Source organism: Streptomyces sp. A18 (genome assembly GCF_059026065.1).
On record NZ_JBWLKL010000012.1, the window covers coordinates 1 to 18,113 of the forward strand.

Below are 18,113 nucleotides of genomic sequence, written 5' to 3' on the forward strand. Positions count from 1 at the left end.
GCCTACCTGATGATGTGGGGCTCGAACGTCCCCGTCACCCGTACCCCCGACGCGCACTGGATGGCCGAGGCCCGCTACCGCGGCCAGAAGGTCGTGGTCGTCGCGCCCGACTACGCGGACAACGCCAAGTTCGCCGACGAGTGGCTGCACCCGCACCCCGGCACGGACGGCGCCCTCGCCATCGCGATGGGCCACGTCATCCTCAAGGAGTTCTTCGTCGACCGGCAGACGGACTTCTTCACGGACTACGTGCGCAAGTTCACCGACCTGCCGTTCCTGGTGACGCTGACCGAGCGCGACGGCGCGTACGTCCCTTCGAAGTTCCTGCGCGCCACCGATCTGGGGCAGAGCGGTGAGGGCGGCGACTGGAAGACGGTCGTCCTGGACGAGAACACCGGGCAGCCCGCTGTCCCGAACGGCTCCCTGGGCTTCCGCTGGACCGACTCCGGCAAGGGCAAGTGGAACCTGGAGCTCGGCAACATCAGGCCGCAGCTCTCCCTGCACGACTCCGACGTGGCGACGGGCGTGGAGGTGCTGCTCCCCCGCTTCGACACCGAGGGCGGCACGCACGGGCAGGGGCGCGGTGAGATCGTCCGCCGCGGGGTGCCCGCGACGCGGCTCGGCGGGCAGGACGGTCCGCTCGTCACGACGGTCTTCGACCTGCTGCTCGCGCAGTACGGCGTCGGGCGAGAGGGGCTTCCGGGCGAGTGGCCCGCTTCGTACGAGGATGCCGACGCGCCCGGCACCCCGGCCTGGCAGGAGGCGCACACCTCGGTCCCGGCCGCGAAGGCGGTGAAGATCGCGCGGGAGTTCGCGCAGACCGCAGAGAAGTCGCGCGGGCGCTGCATGATCCTCATGGGCGCTGGGACCAACCACTGGTTCCACTCCGAGACGATCTACCGTGCCTTCCTCGCGCTGCTCCAGCTGACCGGCTGCCAGGGCCGCAACGGCGGCGGCTGGGCGCACTACGTCGGGCAGGAGAAGTGCCGCCCCGCGACCGGCTGGGCGACGCTGGCCAGCGCCAACGACTGGAGCAGGCCGCCGCGGCAGATGATCGGTGCCGCGTACTGGTTCCTGAACACCGACCAGTGGCGCTACGACAAGTTCGCGGCGGACGTGCTCGCGTCGCCGCTCGGCGAGGGGCGTTTCGCCGGGATGACGGGCGCCGACTGCCTGGCGCTCTCGGCGCGCACCGGCTGGATGCCCTCGTACCCGACCTTCGACCGCAACTCCCTTGATCTGGGCGATACTTCGGGGGCTTCGGGCGACCCCGTCGCCAATGTCGTCGACGAGCTCAAGGCCGGCACCCTCAACTTCGCCTGCGAGGACCCGGACGCACCGGAGAACTGGCCGCGTGTCCTGACCCTGTGGCGCGCCAACCTGCTCGGTTCGTCGGCCAAGGGCGCCGAGTACTTCACCAAGCACCTGCTCGGCACGCACTCCTCGCTGCGGGCGGAGGAGGCGGCGCCCGACGAGAGGCCGTCGACGGTGAAGTGGCGCGACGAGGCGCCCGAGGGCAAGCTCGATCTGCTCGTCTCACTGGACTTCCGGCAGACGTCGTCGACGCTGCTCTCGGACGTGGTGCTGCCCGCGGCGACCTGGTACGAGAAGCACGACCTGTCCTCCACGGACATGCACCCCTACGTCCACTCCTTCACGCCCGCCGTCGACCCGCCCTGGCAGGCCCGCACCGACTTCGACACGTTCAAGGCGATCGCGGAACGGCTCAGCGAACTGTCCGTGGACCATCTCGGCGTACGCAAGGACGTCGTCGCCACCGCGCTCCAGCACGACACCCCCGGCGAGACCGCGCAGCCCGGCGGTGTCGTCCTGGACTGGCGCAAGGGCGAGTGCGAGGCGATCCCGGGCAAGACCATGCCGGGCCTGACGGTGGTCGAGCGGGACTACACGGCGATCGGCGCGAAGTTCGCGGCGCTCGGCCCGCTCGCGGAGAAGCTGGGCCTGCCCGCGAAGGGCATCGCCCTGCGGCCCGACCAGGAGGTCGACGAGCTGCGTGAGCGCAACGGCGTCGTACGCGGGGGACCCGCCGACGGCCGCCCCGCCCTGGACACGGCAGTGAAGGCGGCGAACACCATCCTCGCCCTGTCCGGAACGACCAACGGCCGCCTCGCCACGCAGGGTTTCCACACCCTGGAGGCGCGTACGGGTCAGGAGATGGCGCACCTGGCCGCCGAGTACGAGGGCAAGCGCATCACGTACGCCGACACGCAGGCGGCGCCCGTGCCCGTGATCACCTCGCCCGAGTGGTCGGGCAGCGAGTCGGGCGGGCGGCGCTACACGGCGTTCACGCTCAACACCGAGCACCTCAAGCCGTGGCACACGCTCACGGGCCGCCAGCACTTCTTCCTCGACCACGACTGGATCCACGAGCTGGGCGAGGCGATGCCCGTCTACCGGCCGCCGCTGGACATGAACCGACTGTTCGGGGAGCCACGACTCGGCCCGGACGGCGAGAAGGAGGTGACGGTCCGTTACCTCACCCCGCACAACAAGTGGTCCATCCACTCCGAGTACCAGGACAACCTCTTCATGCTGTCGCTCTCGCGCGGCGGGCAGTGCATCTGGATGGCGCCGCAGGACGCGGACGCGATCGGCGTGAAGGACAACGACTGGATCGAAGCGGTCAACCGCAACGGTGTCGTGGTCGCGCGCGCGGTCGTCTCGCACCGGATGCCGGCCGGCACCGTCTACATGCACCACGCGCAGGAGCGCACGGTGAACGTCCCCAAGGCGGAGACCACCGGCAAGCGCGGCGGCATCCACAACTCCCTGACCCGCCTCATCCTCAAGCCGTCCCATCTCATCGGCGGCTACGCCCAGTTGTCGTGGGCCTTCAACTACCTGGGCCCGACGGGGAACCAGCGCGACGAGGTGACGGTCATCCGCCGCCGCTCGCAGAAGGTGGAGTACTGACACATGCGCGTCATGGCACAGATCGCGATGGTCATGAACCTCGACAAGTGCATCGGCTGCCACACCTGCTCCGTCACCTGCAAGCAGGCGTGGACCAACCGGGACGGCATGGAGTACGTCTGGTTCAACAACGTGGAGACCCGCCCCGGCCAGGGCTATCCGCGCCGCTACGAGGACCAGGAGAAGTGGCGCGGCGGCTGGGAGCTGAACAAGAAGGGCGCCCTGAAGCTCAAGAACGGCGGCCGGATCAAGTCCCTCCTGGAGATCTTCTCGAACCCCAAGCTGCCGGAGATCAAGGACTACTACGAGCCCTGGACGTACGAGTACAAGAACCTCACCGATGCCCCGCTCGGTGACGACTACCCGGTCGCCGAACCGCGCTCGCTGATCAGCGGCAAGCCCATGAAGATCGAGTGGTCGTCGAACTGGGACGACAACCTGGGCGGCGCCACCGAGTACGGCGACCTCGACCCCATGGTGGCCAAGACCCGCGAGAAGGCGGCGGAGAAGGTGAAGTTCGCCTTCGAGCAGACCTTCATGTTCTATCTGCCGCGCATCTGCGAGCACTGTCTGAACCCGGCGTGCGTGGCGTCGTGCCCGTCCGGCGCGATGTACAAGCGCGAGGAGGACGGCATCGTCCTGGTCGACCAGGACAGCTGCCGGGGCTGGCGCAAGTGCGTGACGGGCTGCCCGTACAAGAAGGTGTACTTCAACCACCGCACCGGCAAGGCCGAGAAATGCACGATGTGCTACCCGCGCCTTGAGGTGGGGCTGCCCACGGTCTGCTCGGAGACGTGCGTGGGGCGTCTGCGCTATCTGGGCGTGATCCTCTACGACGCCGACAAGGTGACGGAGGCGGCTTCGCAGCCGGACGACACCGCGCTGTACGAAGCCCAGTTGGGGGTCTTCCTCGACCCGGAGGACCCTCAGGTGCGGCGCGAGGCCGAGCGGGCCGGGATCGGTCACGACTGGGTCGAGGCCGCACGCCGCTCCCCCGTCCACGCGCTCATCAGCAAGTACAAGGTGGCGCTCCCGCTGCATCCGGAGTACCGGACGATGCCGATGGTCTGGTACATCCCGCCGCTCTCACCGGTCGTGGACGCGCTGAGCGAGACCGGGCACGACGGCGAGGACCTGGACAACCTCTTCGGCGCGATCGACACGCTGCGCATCCCCCTCGAATACCTGGCGGAGATCTTCACGGCCGGTGACGTGGGCCCGGTGCGGTCCTCGCTGGAGAAGCTGGCGGCGATGCGCGCCCATATGCGGGCGATCAACCTCGGTGACCGGCCGCACAGTTCGGTCGCCGACTCCGTGGGGATGTCGGGCCAGGAGATCGAGGAGATGTACCGGCTGCTCGCCATCGCCAAGTACGAGGACCGCTACGTCATCCCGACCGCCGCCGTCGGTGACGCGCAGCGCCTGGAGGAGTCGGCGCTGCCGGACGAGTGCAGCCTCGACTTCGAGGACGGTCCCGGGATGGGCGGGGACGGGCCGTTCGGCCAGGACTCGGGCCGCAAGCAGCTGCCGCTGGTGACCATCGAGAACTTCCACGCGCTGCGGGACCGGCAGACCGCCGACGAGCAGCCGTCCGCCACCGAGAAGGACGCACTGTGAAGGACACCCTGTGAGCGACCACGCCGTGCTCTACCGGGCAGCCGCGCACTGCCTGTCCTACCCGGACGAGGAGTTCCGCGGCCTCTTGCCTCACCTATCGGCCGCGGCACCCCAATTGGAAGGGTTCCTGACACACGCGGCGGCGACCGACGCCTCCGAGCTCGCCGCGCACTACGTCCAGGTCTTCGACTTCAAGAACCGCCACAGCCTCTACCTGAGCTGGTGGCGCGACGGCGACACGAGGCGGCGCGGGATGACCCTGGTCCGCTTCAAGGAGGTCTACCGGGAGCACGGCATGGAGTTCACCGGCGAGGAGCTGCCGGACTTCCTGCCCGCGGTCCTGGAGTTCTCCGCGCACGCGGGCCCCGTCCTCCTGGAGGAGCACCGGCCGGGCCTGGAGCTGCTCCGCCTCGCGCTCACCGATTTCGGTACGCCGTACGCGCCCGTGCTCGACGCGGTGTGCGCGACGCTGCCGGGGCCTTCGCCGAAGGACCGGGCCGAGGCGCAGGCGCTCGCCCGGTCGGGGCCCCCGCGGGAGGACGTCGGCCTCGAACCCTTCGCAATGATCGGGGAACACTGATGAGAACGCTGCTGTGGGGCGTCATCCCGTACCTGGCCGTCGTCCTCCTGGCGGCGGGGCTCTTCTGGCGCTATCGCTACGACAAGTTCGGCTGGACGACGCGTTCTTCGCAGGTGTACGAGTCGAAGCTCCTGAACATCGCGTCGCCGATGTTCCACTACGGGATCCTCTTCGTCCTCGTCGGACACCTGGTGGGACTCTTCATCCCGGAGTCGTGGACGGAGAAGGTGGGTGTGAGCGAGCACACCTATCACCTGTTCTCGCTGTACGGAGGCACGGCGGCGGGAATCCTGTTGGTGCTCGGCATCCTGCTGCTGCTCTACCGGCGGCGCACGAACGCGCCGGTGTTCCGGGCGACGACCGCCAATGACAAGCTGATGTATCTGGTGCTGTTCGCGGCGATCGTGCTCGGCATGGTGGCCAAGCTGACGCACGCGTCGGGCGAGGGCTACAACTACCGTGAGTCGATGGCTCCTTGGGCACGCAGCCTGTTCACCCTCCAGCCGGACACGGACCGGATGGCGGGGGTCCCGGTCCTGTACCAGATCCACGCGCTGGTCGGGCTCGCGCTGTTCGCGCTGATCCCGTTCACGCGGCTCGTGCACATGTTCAGCGCGCCGGTGCAGTATCTGTTCCGGCCGTATGTGGTGTACCGGAGCAGGGACCCCCGCCGGGTGGGGGCGCGTCCGGAGCGGCGGGGTTGGGAGAAGACGGGGTCTTAATCCTCCCCAACCCCGCCCCATCCCGAAAACCCGCTCGGCACGGGGGCCTTGGCTGCTGCCATCACCGGCTTCGCCGAGTTCGTCCTCGAGCGCCGGACGGGCTGAGTTCTTCAGCCCGCCGGGCCCTTACTTCTCGGCGCCCTCCCCCGGCTTCTCGTCGTCAATGATCTCCGCATCGACCACGCCCTCCTCGGGGGCGGGCCCCGAAGCCCCCTGCTCCTGCTCGGCGCCCTCGCCGGCAGACGCGTACATGGCTTGGCCCATGCGCTGGCTGACGGAGGCCAGCTTCTCGGCGCCGACGCGCAGGGCCGCCGTGTCGTCCGCCTTGTCCTTCAGCAGGGCCTTCAACTCCGTTGCCGCCGACTCCACTTCGGACCGTGTCTCCGCAGGGATCCGCTCCTCGTTCTCCCGCACGAACCGCTCCGTCTGGTAGACGAGCTGCTCGGCCTGATTGCGGGTCTCCGCGGCGTCGCGCCGTTTGCGGTCCTCCTCCGCATGCTCCTCGGCCTCCCGCACCATGCGGTTGATGTCGTCCTTGGGCAGCGCGGAACCACCCGTCACCGTCATGCGCTGCTCGCGCCCCGTCGCCTCGTCCTTCGCGGAGACGTGCATGATGCCGTTGGCGTCGATGTCGAAGGTGACCTCGATCTTGGGGACACCGCGCGGCGCCGGGGGCAGCCCCGTCAGGTCGAAGACGCCCAGCTTCTTGTTGTACGCGGCGATCTCCCGCTCCCCCTGGAAGACCTGGATGCCGACCGACGGCTGATTGTCCTCGGCGGTCGAGAAGGTCTCCGAACGCCGGGTGGGAATGGTCGTGTTGCGCTCGATGAGCTTGGTCATGATGCCGCCCTTGGTCTCGATGCCCAGGGACAGCGGGGTCACGTCCAGGAGCAGGACGTCCTTCACGTCCCCCCTGATCACACCGGCCTGGAGGGCGGCGCCGAGCGCCACCACCTCGTCCGGGTTGACCCCCTTGTGCGGCTCGCTCCCAGTCAGTTCCCTGACCAGTTCCGTGACGGCGGGCATGCGCGTCGAGCCACCCACCAGGATCACGTGGTCGACGGCCGAGAGCTTGATGCCCGCGTCCTTCACGGCCTGGTGGAAGGGGCCGCGGCAGCGCTCGATCAAGTCCGCGGTCAGCTCCTGGAACTGAGCGCGGGTCAGCTTCTCGGCCAGGTGCAGCGGGCCGTCCGCCGAAGCCGTGACGTACGGCAGGTTGATGTCCGTCTCGCTCGACGACGACAGCTCGATCTTCGCCTTCTCCGCGCCCTCCCGCAGCCGTTGCAGCGCCATCTTGTCCTTGGCGAGGTCCACCCCGTGGCCGTTCTTGAACTGCCGCACCAGGTACTCGACGATGCGCTGGTCCCAGTCGTCGCCGCCCAGTTGGGTGTCGCCGTTGGTGGCCTTCACCTCGATGACGCCGTCGCCCATCTCCAGGAGGGATACGTCGAAGGTGCCACCGCCGAGGTCGAAGACGAGGACCGTCTGGTCGTCGCCCTTGTCGAGGCCGTAGGCGAGGGCCGCGGCCGTCGGTTCGTTGATGATGCGCAGCACGTTCAGGCCCGCGATCTCGCCGGCCTCCTTGGTGGCCTGGCGCTGCGTGTCGTCGAAGTAGGCGGGGACCGTGACGACCGCGTCCGTGACGTCCTCGCCCAGATAGGACTCGGCGTCGCGCTTGAGCTTCTGCAGGATGCGGGCGGAGAGTTCCTGGGCGGTGTACCGGGTGCCGTCCACGGACCCGCCTTCCGGGAAGCGCCAACTCCCGTCTCCCATATGGCGTTTGACGGAGCGTGCGGTGCGCTCCACATTGGTGACCGCCTGCCGCTTGGCGACTTCCCCGACGAGGACGTCGCCGTTCTTCGCGAAGGCGATGACCGAGGGCGTGGTGCGCGCTCCCTCCGCGTTGGCGACGACCGTGGGATCACCGCCCTCAAGGACGGCCACCACCGAGTTCGTCGTTCCGAGGTCGATCCCGACTGCACGTGCCATGTCCGGTCCCCTTCCACCGCGAGCCCGTTTCCCGGCGTACTCCGACCTCCATCACAAAACTTGAGCGGCTTATTGTCAATGCCGCCTATGACGGTGCCGCCGCCCCCTGGGGGACGGCGGCACGGTCGAGAACGGCCGAAAAGCCGTGCGTCAGGCGAGCTTCGCCGTCAGCGTGATGGTCGTGCCCGTCAACGCCTGGCTGACCGGGCAGTTCGCCTTGGCGTCCTCGGCGGCCGCGACGAACGCGGCCTCGTCGATGCCCGGCACCGTGCCCTCGACGGTGAGGTGGATGCCGGTGATGCCGGTGCCCGGCTGGAACGTCACGTCGGCGGACGTGACCAGGCGGGTCGGCGGGGTGCCCGCGCTGTTCAGACCGTTCGAGAAGGCCATGGAGAAGCAGCTGGAGTGCGCGGCGGCGATCAGCTCTTCCGGGCTGGTCTTGCCGTTCGCCTGCTCGGCACGGGACGGCCAGGAAACCGCCTGCTCACCGATCCCGGAGGAGTCGAAGGTGACGGTGCCCGACCCCTCCGTCAGGTTGCCTTCCCAGACCGTGTGCGCGGAGCGCGTGGTAGCCACGATGTAGATCCCTTCAGTGCGGTTCCGAGATGCGTTCCGGAACGTCCGTTGCGCCCATCCGATCACACCCGGGCGGCCCAGCCGGGAAAGCCGGGGTAACTGAGGCGGTACGAGTGTCCCGGTGCGTGGTCGCTATGGCCGAAATGCCAACTGTGCAAGGCGCGTCCGCGGTGACACTTTGAGGCCCCCTCGCCCACGGGACGAGGAGACCACTCAGGGGGTTTGGCCATGCGCATGAATTTCTCGGAACGCGGTCCGTCTCCACTGGAAGGTGCGAAGCCGGGAGCCGCCGGTGACCGCGACTCGACGTTCGGCTGGTGGGGTGCCTTCAGCATCCAGAAGTTCGTCAACCAGTCACCTCTCTTCCACACGCACGCCGACGCCACCGGGTGGCTGGCGTACCTCCAGCAGTTCTACGACCGCAACTTCTGGTTCGCGGACGGCGGGGCGCAGGTCTGGGCGTACGAAGAGACGTACGACAACTGGCAGGACCGGTACGGCATGGACGCGGTGGTGGCCGTCTACCACTCGGGCCACGGCGGCATGGACGGCAACGGCGTCTTCTTCGCGCCGCTCGGTGCGGTCTGGGACGGCCGCAGCGACGCGGTCTCGAACCGGATGGCGCTGGGCAACGAGAAGGCGAACTACGTCTTCTGGTCCACCTGCACATCGCTGCGGGTCCTCGGCGGGCACTCACCGATCCGCACCTGGGCGGGGCCCAACATCGGCTTCCGCATGATCTTCGGGTTCGAGACGGTCAGCATCGACAGCCCGGACTACGGCAAGAAGTTCTGGGAGAAGTGGCGGGCCGGGCAGACGTTCACCGACGCGTGGCTGAACGCGAGCTGGGACATCTACAAGGGCCAGGCGCCCTCCGTCTGCGCGGTCGGCGTCAACCAGGCCGACGCCACCGCCCGGCTCAACGGCGAGCGCACCCTCTACCGCGAGCACGTGCCGGACAACTGGTACGCGTGGCGCTGGTACAACGCGCGCGACAGCCTCAGGGAGCCGCTGACGCGGGTGCCGAGCAGCCCGCAGATCGTCCAGCTCGCGCCGCGCGACCCGGGCCAGGAACTCACCAAGATGGGGGAGATCGCCGACTTCCCCTCGGCGGCACTGCAAGAGGTGCAGGTCGAGCGGCAGGGCGTGCTCAGCGCCGTCTCCGGCGACCGGACCGTGTCCACCGCCCCGCACGCCGTCCGGTGGGTCAAGCTCGCCGAGGCCAACCACCGCAACCTGCGGCAACTGCCCACGGACCAGGCGGTCGACGCGGCGCGCGCGTTCGCCGAGCGGCACGCCGACGGCGCCGAGCTCGTCGTGGACAGCGTGCACGACCTGATGCAGAACTCCGGGGCGAAGGACGGCTCCGAGCTCGGCGAGCCGGTGTCCTTGGAGACCCATGTGACGTTCCGGCAGGTCTTCGACGGCGTACCGGTCATCACGCCCGACCGCGGTCTCATCCGCGTGGCCCTGGACAACGACGCGACCGTCGTCCAGGCGCAGATCTCCACGCGCGAGACCACCGGCACGACGCGCGAGCCGAGCACCGACATCGCACCGCCTCCCGCCGGCGGCCGGGGCGCGGCGGCACCCTCGATGCAGGCACGCGACCCGCGCGAGGCGCTGGCCGCTGCGCAGCGGAAGCTGCTCGCCGAGCTCGCCGCCGTCACGGCCGACGAGACGGGCTCCCAGAGCGCGAGGGCCCCGCAGGAGCCCGAGGTCAGGGACGTGCCCGGCACGTTCGACGTCGGCTATGAGATCGAGGGCAACGAGGCCTACCCGGCCGCTCGCAAGCTGATCGAGATCGGCCCGCCCGACGGCATGTTCACCACCCGCCGCTGGGTGGTCGCACCGCTGGCCAGGTAGTCCGGCGGGAAGGGCAGAGCCCAGGCCGACGGGGGTCGGGGAATCAGTGGGTGGCGGTCCGCTCCTTGCGGGCCGCCATCCACGCGTAGACGAGCACCCCCGCGAAGAGGAACAGGACGCCCTGGTAGACGGCCGCGTATCCGGACCCGGCGACGAGCCACATGGAGAAGCCGCACGCGATGCCCGCGAGGACGCCGTCCCGCACCAGGCGGGCGCGGTTGACGCGTTCGCCCTGCCCCGAGACGAGGAAGTAGATCTGCGCGGCGGTGGCCAGGAGGTAGGGCACGGTCGCGGTGAACGTGGTGATCAGGACGAGGGACTCGAAGACGCCGCTCGATCCTGCCGTGTAGTTGTAGACGGTGAGCAGCGAGGCGAGGACGACGGTGACCAGGACGCCCACGGTCGGCACGCCGCGCTTCTTCTTGGCGAAGGCGGCGGGGAAGAGCCCGTCCTTGGCGGCGGCGTACGGCGTCTGGGCGCTCAGGAGGGTCCAGCCGTTGAGGGCGCCGAGGATCGACACGACCGCCGCGATCGCCACCGCCGTACCGCCCCAGGAGCCGCCGAACATGACGTTGACGGCGTCGGAGAACGGCGCGGTGGAGCCGACGAGCTTGTCGTGGGCGACGGTGCCGAAGACGGCGAGGGTGCCGAGCAGGTAGACGAGGGCGGCGCCGAGGGTACCGAGGATGGTGGCGCGCCCTACGTTGCGGCGCGGGTCGCGTACTTCACCGGCGCTGACGGCGGCCGACTCCACTCCCAGGTAGGAGAAGAGCAGGATCGCGGCGGAGGCGGAGATCGCGCCGACCGGGCCGTCGTCGCTCGCCCGGAAGGGACCCAGGTTGGCGCTGTCGAAGAAGAACAGTCCACCGACCGCGACGAGGATCAGCGGCAGGAACTTCAGGACGGTGGCGACGACCTGGACCGCGCCGACGTAGCGGGTGCCCGCGAAGTTCGCGACTGCGGGCAGCAGTTGCAGCACGAGGGCGGCCAGGCAGGCGGTCCACTTGTGGCCGCCCACCGGTATGAGGACGTCGAGATAGCCGACGGCGGCGACGGCGAGCGCGGCGTTCGACACCCAGGCGGTGGCCCAGTAGGACCAGGCCGCGAGGAAGCCCGCGAAGTCGCCGAACGCGGCGCGGGCGTAGACGTACGGTCCGCCGGTGCGCGGGTCGCGCCGCGCGAGCCGCCCGAAGACCAGGGCGAGAGCGATCGCACCGGCGGTCAGGACGCCGAACGCGACGAGGCTGATGGTCCCGAAGGGGGCGACGGAGGCCGGGAGCAGGAAGATGCCGCCACCGATGATGTTGCCCATGACGAGGCAGGTGGCGATGGGCAGACCGAAGCGGCGGGCATGCTTCCCGGCGCCGTCCTCGTGCTGCTCTGTCGGCAGTTCTTCCTGGTCGGGGGCCGGAGCCGGCTTGATCGCGGTTCCGGTGTCGTGCATGGGGTGGTGCCTCTCATCGTGCCGGACGCCCGGGATCGCCGGGGCGTCAGTCATGGTCGGGCACGACGGGAACCGCGCAAAATCAGCGGTTTTTCTCCTGCAGGGCAGGGTCGGCGACCGCAAAAGCTGATGTGCCGTGGCCGTCCTGCCGGGAATCGTCCGTGGCCATGGAACCCCCTCCCACCAGCGGAATCTCCGGCCCCTGGTACTCGCCGAGCCAGCGCCTGAGCACGTCGTGGACCTGCTCGGCGCCGACGAGTTCGTGTCCGTCGTCGAGCGGCGCGGAGAGCGCGAGGGGCGACAGGAGGAACGGCTGGGCCTGGGCGCCGCCGAGTCCGCCGTGCGAGCCGATCTGCTCCTCGAAGGCGAGGACTTCGCCGTCCTGCGGGTCGTACCAGGAGTTGACCATGATGTCCGCGACGTGCGGGAAGCCGTCGGTGCGGCGCACGGCGTCGGCGGCGCCTGGCCCGAAGTCGACGAGCGGCCCGAGGTCGCCGGGCGCTGCGCCTTCCTCGTCGAGGTACACCTCACTGCCGCGCGCGCCGAGGACGACCGGGCCGCGCTCCTGGCTGCGTACGAGGAGGAAGCCGACGCCCGGGTGGTTGGCGAGGGTGGGAAGCAGCGCCGGATGGCGCAGGTCGATCTCCTCGCGGGTCATGCGGTGCGGGACGTCGGGGAAGGAGACGAGGCCGAGGTTGCCGGAGGCCAGCACGATGGGCTCCGCGCGGCGTGCGGGGCGGTGCTCTCCCGCGCCCTCCTCGACGGGGCGGCGCAGCGCGGCGCGGACCGTCGAGCGGGCCTCGGCTCCGCTGTGCGTGCGCTGCGCCTTGCGCGGCACGGGCAGTCCGCAGCCGGCCCGGACGAGGTCGCCGAGAGTGAGGCCGTAGCGGGCGCGGAAGGTCTCGCCGGGGCTCTGGCCGTGGTCGGAGAGGACCACGATGCGGTAGGCGCGGGGGGCGTGTTCGGCGACCTTCGCGATCAGTGCGAGGGACCGGTCGAGCCGCTGGAGCACCTTCTCCACGTCGCTTCCGGTGGGCCCCGAGTGGTGGGCCACTTCGTCGTACGCGACGAGGTCGGCGTAGACCGCGCTGCGCCCGGCGAGCATGTCCCCGATGACCGCGGCGACGACGACGTCGCGCTCCACGACGGTCGCGAAGGCGCGGATGAAGGGGTAGAGCCCGCCACGGCCGACGCGCGGACGGCGCTTCCTGATCCGAGCGCGGGTCGACTCGCCGATCTCGCGGCCGACTTCGGCGACGAAGGACAGGGCGGTGCGGACGGCGTTGGCGGGGTCGGAGAAATAGGCGAAGTACCCGGCGCGCGAGCGGTTCTCCTTGCCGCGGCGTGCGGCCATGGAGAGCACGAGGGCGACCTGCTCGGCGCCGCCGCTGAAGAGGTTGCCGCGGCTCGCGCCGTCGAGGGTGAGCAGACCGCCGTCGCCGGTGTGCTCGATGGCACGGCGCTGGAGTTCGACGGCGGACGCGGGCCGGTTGGAGACCATGACCTCGCCGGTGTCCTTCTCGTACCAACGGAAGGCGGGCACGTCGTGGTTGGAGCCGTGCAGGATCCCGAGCTGACTCGCCCCGGTCTGGCTCGACCAGTCGGTGCGCCAGGGGGTGAGGCGGTGGGTCGGGGCGCCCGCCTGCCCGAGCCAGAGGGCGACGGTCGGCATGAGCCCCTTGTCCACGGCGGTGCGCAGGACGTCGTGGCCCACCCCGTCGAGCTGGATGAAGACGGTGCCGGGCGGTACGGGACCGACCCGCCCTTCGGCACGGCGGCGGCGCCTGCGGTCGGCCAGGCGGTAGAGGCGGCGGCGGTAGGCGTCGTCGTCGCGGACGGCGAGGGCACCGCCGGTGGCGGAGGCGACGGCGGACATGACGGCGGCGACGACCACGGCGGTCTCGGCGTTGGCCTCGCCGCGGCCGTCGGGGATGAGCCCGAGGGCGAGCAGGAGCAGCGAGCCGTTGAGGAAGAAGGCGAGCAGACCGAGCACGAGCGCGGGCACGAGCAGCAACGCCCGCACGAGCAGGGGCCACACCAGCGAGGAGAGCAGACCGAAGGCTCCGGCGCCGAGCGCGGCGGTGACGGCGATGCGGGTGGCGCTGTCACCGTCGTCGGACTGCAGCTGGAAGTCGGGCAGGATCCCGGCGAGCGCGAGCATCGTGAGCGTGCTGACCAGCCATACGGCGACCGAACGCCACAGAGCACTGCCGACCGCCCGCCATCGCCCTCGCCCCACGCCCGCCGCCTCACGTTTCATGACAGATCCGGACACCGGATCCGGACACCAGCCTGTCACAGGGTGAACGGCTCGGTGGGCGGGGAGGGATCAGCGGCCGTCGTACCCCGCGGTCGGCATGGAGAGCCGCCGGTGCACGTCGGCCTTCATCACGGCGTCGTACGACGGTTCGGCCAGGCCCGCGGTCTCGATCCGCACTCCGCGCCGCCCGCACTCCGCGGTGAACTCGTCCGGCGAGCGCAGCGCGTGGTCGAGGACCCGGCGGCTCGGCACGACGAAGAGGTCCACGAGCCCCGCGTCGACGTCGGCCCAGAGCACGGCGTGGTCGGCGGGCAGCCCGCGCACGACGAGTTCACGGGTGACGACGTATCCCCGGGCGGCGGCCCACCGCGCGCACATCGCGTGCTGGCTGCGGGAGTCCACCAGGAAGGGATCGGCGTCCAGCTCCTCGAGCGGGGTGAGGCTGGCGATCGCAGCGACCCGCACCACTGTCACGCTCGCGGCATCTCCCATCGCGCTCCCCTGACCTCTGGCGTCCTCACCACTGGCGTCAGCCGAAGACCCTACTCCTGGCCGTAGGCTCGTAAACAGTCGCGCGAAGGAGGAACCGGAGTGCCGGTGGAGATCACCTGGTGGGGTCATGCCACCTGCACGGTCGAGGATTCGGGGCTCCGGGTGCTCACCGACCCGCTGTTCGCCCGCCGCCTCGCCCATCTGCGCCGGCGCAGGGGCGCGCTCCCGCCCCCCGAGGCGGCCGTCGCCGACGCCGTGCTCCTCTCCCATCTGCACGCCGATCACCTGCATCTGCCCTCCCTCGCGCGGATCGCGCCCGACACCCGTGTGCTGCTCCCGCGCGGCGCACGCCGACAGGTGCCGGGGCTCGCGCGCAGGCTCTCCCACCTGCATCTCATCGAGGTCGTGCCGGGGGACGAGGTGCGGATCGGCGACCTCGTCGTCCGCGTGGTGACGGCGCGGCACGACGGGCGGCGGCTGCCCGTCGGTCCGCACGGCGCGCCTGCCCTGGGCTTCGTGGTGCGGGGCGAGGCGCGGACGTACTTCGCCGGGGACACCGGGCTCTTCGACTCGATGGCCGATGAGGTCGGGGATGTCGACGTGGCGCTGCTTCCGGTCGGCGGCTGGGGGCCGTATCTCGGCCATGGTCACCTCGACGCGGCGCGCGCTGCGGTCGCCCTCGCGCGGATCGCGCCGCGCAGTGCGGTGCCGGTGCACTACGGGACGTACTGGCCCGTCGGGATGGACGCCGTGCGGCCGCATGAATTCCATGCGCCGGGTGAGGAGTTCGTGCGCCAGGCGGCACGGCTCGCCCCCGATGTGGCGGTGCACCGCCTGCGGCACGGCGAGAGCGTGCGGCCCGAGGCCACCAGGGGGGAGCCTCAGTGATCCTCTCCGCTGCGGCGCAGGTGCCGCCGGAGTCGACGCAGCAGGCGGTCGGCTATCCGTCGCTGTTCCTGCTCATCGTGCTCGGGGCGCTCGTGCCGGTGGTCCCCACAGGTGCGCTCGTCAGCTCGGCCGCGGTCGTGGCCGTCCACCAGGAGGCGCCCTTCGCGCTGCTCGTGGTGTTCGGGGTCTCGGCGTTCGCCGCGTTCCTCGGGGACATGGCGCTGTACTGGCTCGGGCGGCGCGGGATGCGTTCGAAGAACGGCTCGCGCTGGCTGGCGGCGATCCGTGACCGCGCGCCCGAGGACCGTCTGGTCCAGGCGCAGGAGAAGCTGGCGGACCACGGCGTCCTGGTCCTCGTCCTGTCCCGGCTCGTGCCCGCCGGGCGCATCCCGGTGATGCTGGCCTGTCTGATGGCGAAGATGCCGCTGCGCGAGTTCGCCCGCGGGGACGTGCCCGCGTGCCTCGCCTGGGCCGTGACGTACCAGTTGATCGGCATTCTCGGCGGCTCCCTCTTCAAGGAGCCGTGGGAGGGCGTGGTGGTGGCGGTCGGTCTGACGGTGCTGATCAGCACGGCGCCGACGGTGTGGCGCAAGGTGCGGCGTACGGCGTCCTAGCCGGTGAGCCGGTCAGCTGCCGCGCGGAGGTCGTCGAAGGCCGATCCCAGCATGCTCAACGCCCGTTCCACGTGCGGCAGTTCCAGCGCGTCCGGTGCGGTGAGAGACGTCATCCTCTCCTGCTGGGTCGAGCCGAGCAGTGGGCCCGTGGACAGGCGTACGCGCAGTGTCCCGGGGTCGTCGCCGAAGCGGTGGCCGCCGGGGGCGGGCATGGCCAGGCGTGCGCCGAGGAAGTCCTCGAGCTCCTGGGAGTCGCCGACGCCGCGCGCGGCGAGGGCCGGGCGGAGGGGGTCGAGATCCACGTAGAGGTGGCGGCCCGCCCGCGGCGGCAGGGCGAGCGCGCCCGCCGCCCGCACCGCACGCTGCGCGGCGGCGGCCACGCGCGCGTGCAGGCGGGTCGCGCGGGCGAGGCGGTCGGTCACCTCGTCCGGCTCGCCCAGGGCGTACGACGCCACCGCCCCGACCGGCGCCGCGACGCACGCGCCGAGCGCGGTGAGGACGTCCAGGGTGCGGGAGCGCAGTGCGGCGCCCCGCGCACCGGCCGGGAACCGGGCGACCGCCGCGGGCCAGCCCGGCGGCAGGAACGCTCCGGAGAGATCGGTCAGGACGGTCACCCGCTCGGGAGCCATCTCGGCGGGGCCGATGAGCAGGGTGTCGTGCGGCCGGTGCAGGGTGTCGCGCCAGGTCTCGTCGCTGACGATGTGCAGCCCCTCGTCCGCGGCCGCCTCCACGGCTTCATGCAGCACTTCCGGCGGCGGCACGGTGGCGGTCGGGTCGTCGGCCACGGAGAGCACGAGGAGGCGCGGGGTTCCCCCCTCGGCACGGATACGGCGGACGGTCTCCAGAAGGGCGTACGGATCGGGGACGCCGCCGCACTCGGCGGGCGTCGGCACGTGGTAGACCGACCGGCCGAGCAGCCGCACCTGCGGCGCCCACCAGGCGGGACAGGGGCGCGGGAGCAGGATGTCGCCGCCGCCGAGCGCGGCGGTCAGAGCGAGCAGCAGGGGCGCGGCTCCGGGCGCGGCGGCGACCTGGCCGCGCTCCGCGGGCAGGCCCCGCCGTGCCCAGTATCCGCTCGCGGCGTCCAGGAGTGCGGGGCTGCCGCCGGGCGGTTCGGCGTGGGCACGGCCCGCGGCGGCGGCGAGCACGGCGGACAGCTCGGGCAGGACCGGGAGGCCCGGCTCCGGCAGGGGAGGTCCGTACCGGACAGGGCCACGGCCTTCGGGTTCCGTCCGCATGAACCCATCGAAACGTGGCGGGCCGCTCCGCGCGCGCGGGGGCCTCCGGCCGAGTGGTTTCAGCCCCTGCGGGCCCGCAGGGCCGTCCCTCCGGGAGCGACGGGACCGACGGCAGCGGCGGGCGCGGCGTGACCGGGCGGATCAGCCGCCTTCCGCGGCCAGCCCCGCGAGTTCCCGCTCGAGACCCTTGCCCCGCGATTCCACCACCGCCGCCGCGACATCGGCCAGCTTGCGGTTCGTGGTCTGGGAGATGCGGCGCAGCACCGTGAACGCCTTGTCCACGTCGCAGGTCAGGACGTGCATGATGATGCCGCAGGCCTGGTCGACCACGGGGCGGGTGCGCAGGGCCGTGCCGAGGTGGTCGAGTTCAGTGAGGGCCGCGCGGTAGCGGCGGTCGCGGACCAGGCCCGTCGTGGCGAGGTCGCCCAGTGCCTGGGCGGGCCCGTGCCGGGCGTCGTCCAGGGTGTCGGGGCGGAAGCTGAAGAGGGTCAGGGTGACCGTGAGCCCCGCGCGCTGGAAGGGGAGCGTGATGCTGGAGCGTACGCCGGAGTCGAGCGCCATGGCGCGGTAACCGGGCCACCGTTCGTCCCGCAGCAGGTCACCGGTCTCCACCGGCGCGCCCCGCTCCTGCGCCGCGGGAATGGGCCCGTCGCCCGAGCGCAGCTGGACGGCGACGAGACCTGCCAGGTCGGGGTGGGTCACCGAGGCGGGGTGCTCGCTGCCGCCCTCCGATACGGTGGTGCCCGCGCCGCAGCACGTGGTGGTGCAGCGCACGGCCTGTTCGGCCAGTTCCGAGAGCCTGCGTCCCGGCAGAGCTGCTTCCGGCCCTGCCAGGTCCACTGCCGGCATGAGGGGCATGGTGGTTTCCTCCTCTTCTTTTCCCCGCCTTCCCG

Annotated in this window: 14 protein-coding genes; 7 read left to right on the forward strand and 7 right to left on the reverse strand. The window is 71.0% G+C overall.

Features of this window, described 5'->3' with window-relative positions; all coding sequences use genetic code 11:
- The 4 genes from AC5P1C_RS20390 to narI all read left to right on the forward strand — a co-directional run.
- Positions 1-2,934 (forward strand): nitrate reductase subunit alpha (locus AC5P1C_RS20390; RefSeq protein WP_493867298.1); only part of this gene is annotated, 2,934 nt, incomplete at its 5' end.
- Between the two features lie 3 nt (positions 2,935-2,937).
- Positions 2,938-4,551, forward strand: coding sequence for a nitrate reductase subunit beta (gene narH / locus AC5P1C_RS20395; RefSeq protein ID WP_493867299.1), 1,614 nt, complete (start codon positions 2,938-2,940; stop codon positions 4,549-4,551).
- A 10-nt stretch (positions 4,552-4,561) separates the two neighbouring features.
- Positions 4,562-5,131 carry a nitrate reductase molybdenum cofactor assembly chaperone gene (gene narJ / locus AC5P1C_RS20400; protein WP_493867300.1) on the forward strand — a complete coding sequence of 190 codons (570 nt, stop codon included), beginning with the start codon at positions 4,562-4,564 and terminating at the stop codon, positions 5,129-5,131.
- A complete protein-coding gene (narI, locus tag AC5P1C_RS20405) occupies positions 5,131-5,853 on the forward strand; it encodes a respiratory nitrate reductase subunit gamma (protein ID WP_493867301.1) in 723 nt (240 codons plus the stop codon). Before narJ ends, narI begins: the two co-directional genes overlap by 1 nt.
- Before the next feature lie 126 nt (positions 5,854-5,979).
- Here narI and dnaK read toward each other — a convergent pair whose 3' ends face one another.
- Positions 5,980-7,842: a molecular chaperone DnaK gene (gene dnaK, locus AC5P1C_RS20410; protein ID WP_493867302.1), complete on the reverse strand. Its 1,863-nt coding sequence runs from the start codon at positions 7,840-7,842 to the stop codon at positions 5,980-5,982.
- A gap of 150 nt (positions 7,843-7,992) precedes the next feature.
- The gene (locus tag AC5P1C_RS20415; protein WP_493867303.1) at positions 7,993-8,418 is read right to left on the reverse strand and encodes an OsmC family peroxiredoxin; all 426 of its coding nucleotides are present in this window, start codon (positions 8,416-8,418) and stop codon (positions 7,993-7,995) included.
- Between the two features lie 228 nt (positions 8,419-8,646).
- On the opposite strand from AC5P1C_RS20415, the gene AC5P1C_RS20420 reads away from it, so the two are divergent.
- Positions 8,647-10,284, forward strand: a complete 1,638-nt coding sequence (locus AC5P1C_RS20420; RefSeq protein WP_493867304.1) for a DUF6345 domain-containing protein — start codon at positions 8,647-8,649, stop codon at positions 10,282-10,284.
- Between the two features lie 43 nt (positions 10,285-10,327).
- Here AC5P1C_RS20420 and AC5P1C_RS20425 read toward each other — a convergent pair whose 3' ends face one another.
- The 3 genes from AC5P1C_RS20425 to AC5P1C_RS20435 all read right to left on the reverse strand — a co-directional run bounded on the left by AC5P1C_RS20425 (position 10,328) and on the right by AC5P1C_RS20435 (position 14,480).
- Positions 10,328-11,728 (reverse strand): amino acid permease, encoded by a 1,401-nt coding sequence (locus AC5P1C_RS20425; protein ID WP_493867305.1) that lies wholly within the window; start codon positions 11,726-11,728, stop codon positions 10,328-10,330.
- A gap of 82 nt (positions 11,729-11,810) precedes the next feature.
- Positions 11,811-13,988, reverse strand: coding sequence for a phage holin family protein (locus AC5P1C_RS20430; RefSeq protein WP_493867306.1), 2,178 nt, complete (start codon positions 13,986-13,988; stop codon positions 11,811-11,813).
- Between the two features lie 69 nt (positions 13,989-14,057).
- Positions 14,058-14,480, reverse strand: a complete 423-nt coding sequence (locus AC5P1C_RS20435) for a hypothetical protein (protein WP_493867307.1) — start codon at positions 14,478-14,480, stop codon at positions 14,058-14,060.
- 99 nt (positions 14,481-14,579) lie between these two features.
- Between AC5P1C_RS20435 and AC5P1C_RS20440 the strand changes: the two genes are divergently transcribed.
- On the forward strand, positions 14,580-15,368 hold the full coding sequence (locus AC5P1C_RS20440; RefSeq protein WP_493867308.1) for an MBL fold metallo-hydrolase: 789 nt from the start codon (positions 14,580-14,582) through the stop codon (positions 15,366-15,368).
- Positions 15,365-15,982 (forward strand): DedA family protein, encoded by a 618-nt coding sequence (locus AC5P1C_RS20445; protein ID WP_493867309.1) that lies wholly within the window; start codon positions 15,365-15,367, stop codon positions 15,980-15,982. The genes AC5P1C_RS20440 and AC5P1C_RS20445 overlap by 4 nt, the downstream gene beginning before the upstream one ends.
- Here AC5P1C_RS20445 and AC5P1C_RS20450 read toward each other — a convergent pair.
- Together AC5P1C_RS20450 and AC5P1C_RS20455 are read right to left on the reverse strand one after the other, a co-directional pair.
- Entirely contained in the window at positions 15,979-17,220 is a 1,242-nt protein-coding gene (locus tag AC5P1C_RS20450; protein ID WP_493867310.1) for an aminotransferase class I/II-fold pyridoxal phosphate-dependent enzyme, read from the reverse strand. The two genes, AC5P1C_RS20445 and AC5P1C_RS20450, sit on opposite strands and share 4 nt — an antisense overlap.
- Before the next feature lie 141 nt (positions 17,221-17,361).
- Complete coding sequence (locus AC5P1C_RS20455; RefSeq protein ID WP_493867311.1) at positions 17,362-18,069, reverse strand: ANTAR domain-containing response regulator; 708 nt, start codon at positions 18,067-18,069, stop codon at positions 17,362-17,364.
- Positions 18,070-18,113 lie beyond the last annotated feature (44 nt).

Excerpts from the sequence above, each read along its gene's own strand:
- AC5P1C_RS20425 (WP_493867305.1), bottom strand. The coding sequence starts at position 11,728 with ATGCACGACACCGGAACCGCGATCAAGCCGGCTCCGGCCCCCGACCAG.
- AC5P1C_RS20450 (WP_493867310.1), bottom strand. The coding sequence starts at position 17,220 with ATGCGGACGGAACCCGAAGGCCGTGGCCCTGTCCGGTACGGACCTCCC.
- narH (WP_493867299.1), top strand. The coding sequence starts at position 2,938 with ATGCGCGTCATGGCACAGATCGCGATGGTCATGAACCTCGACAAGTGC.
- narI (WP_493867301.1), top strand. The coding sequence starts at position 5,131 with ATGAGAACGCTGCTGTGGGGCGTCATCCCGTACCTGGCCGTCGTCCTC.
- dnaK (WP_493867302.1), bottom strand. The coding sequence starts at position 7,842 with ATGGCACGTGCAGTCGGGATCGACCTCGGAACGACGAACTCGGTGGTG.
- AC5P1C_RS20430 (WP_493867306.1), bottom strand. The coding sequence starts at position 13,988 with ATGAAACGTGAGGCGGCGGGCGTGGGGCGAGGGCGATGGCGGGCGGTC.
- AC5P1C_RS20455 (WP_493867311.1), bottom strand. The coding sequence starts at position 18,069 with ATGCCGGCAGTGGACCTGGCAGGGCCGGAAGCAGCTCTGCCGGGACGC.
- AC5P1C_RS20420 (WP_493867304.1), top strand. The coding sequence starts at position 8,647 with ATGCGCATGAATTTCTCGGAACGCGGTCCGTCTCCACTGGAAGGTGCG.
- AC5P1C_RS20435 (WP_493867307.1), bottom strand. The coding sequence starts at position 14,480 with ATGGGAGATGCCGCGAGCGTGACAGTGGTGCGGGTCGCTGCGATCGCC.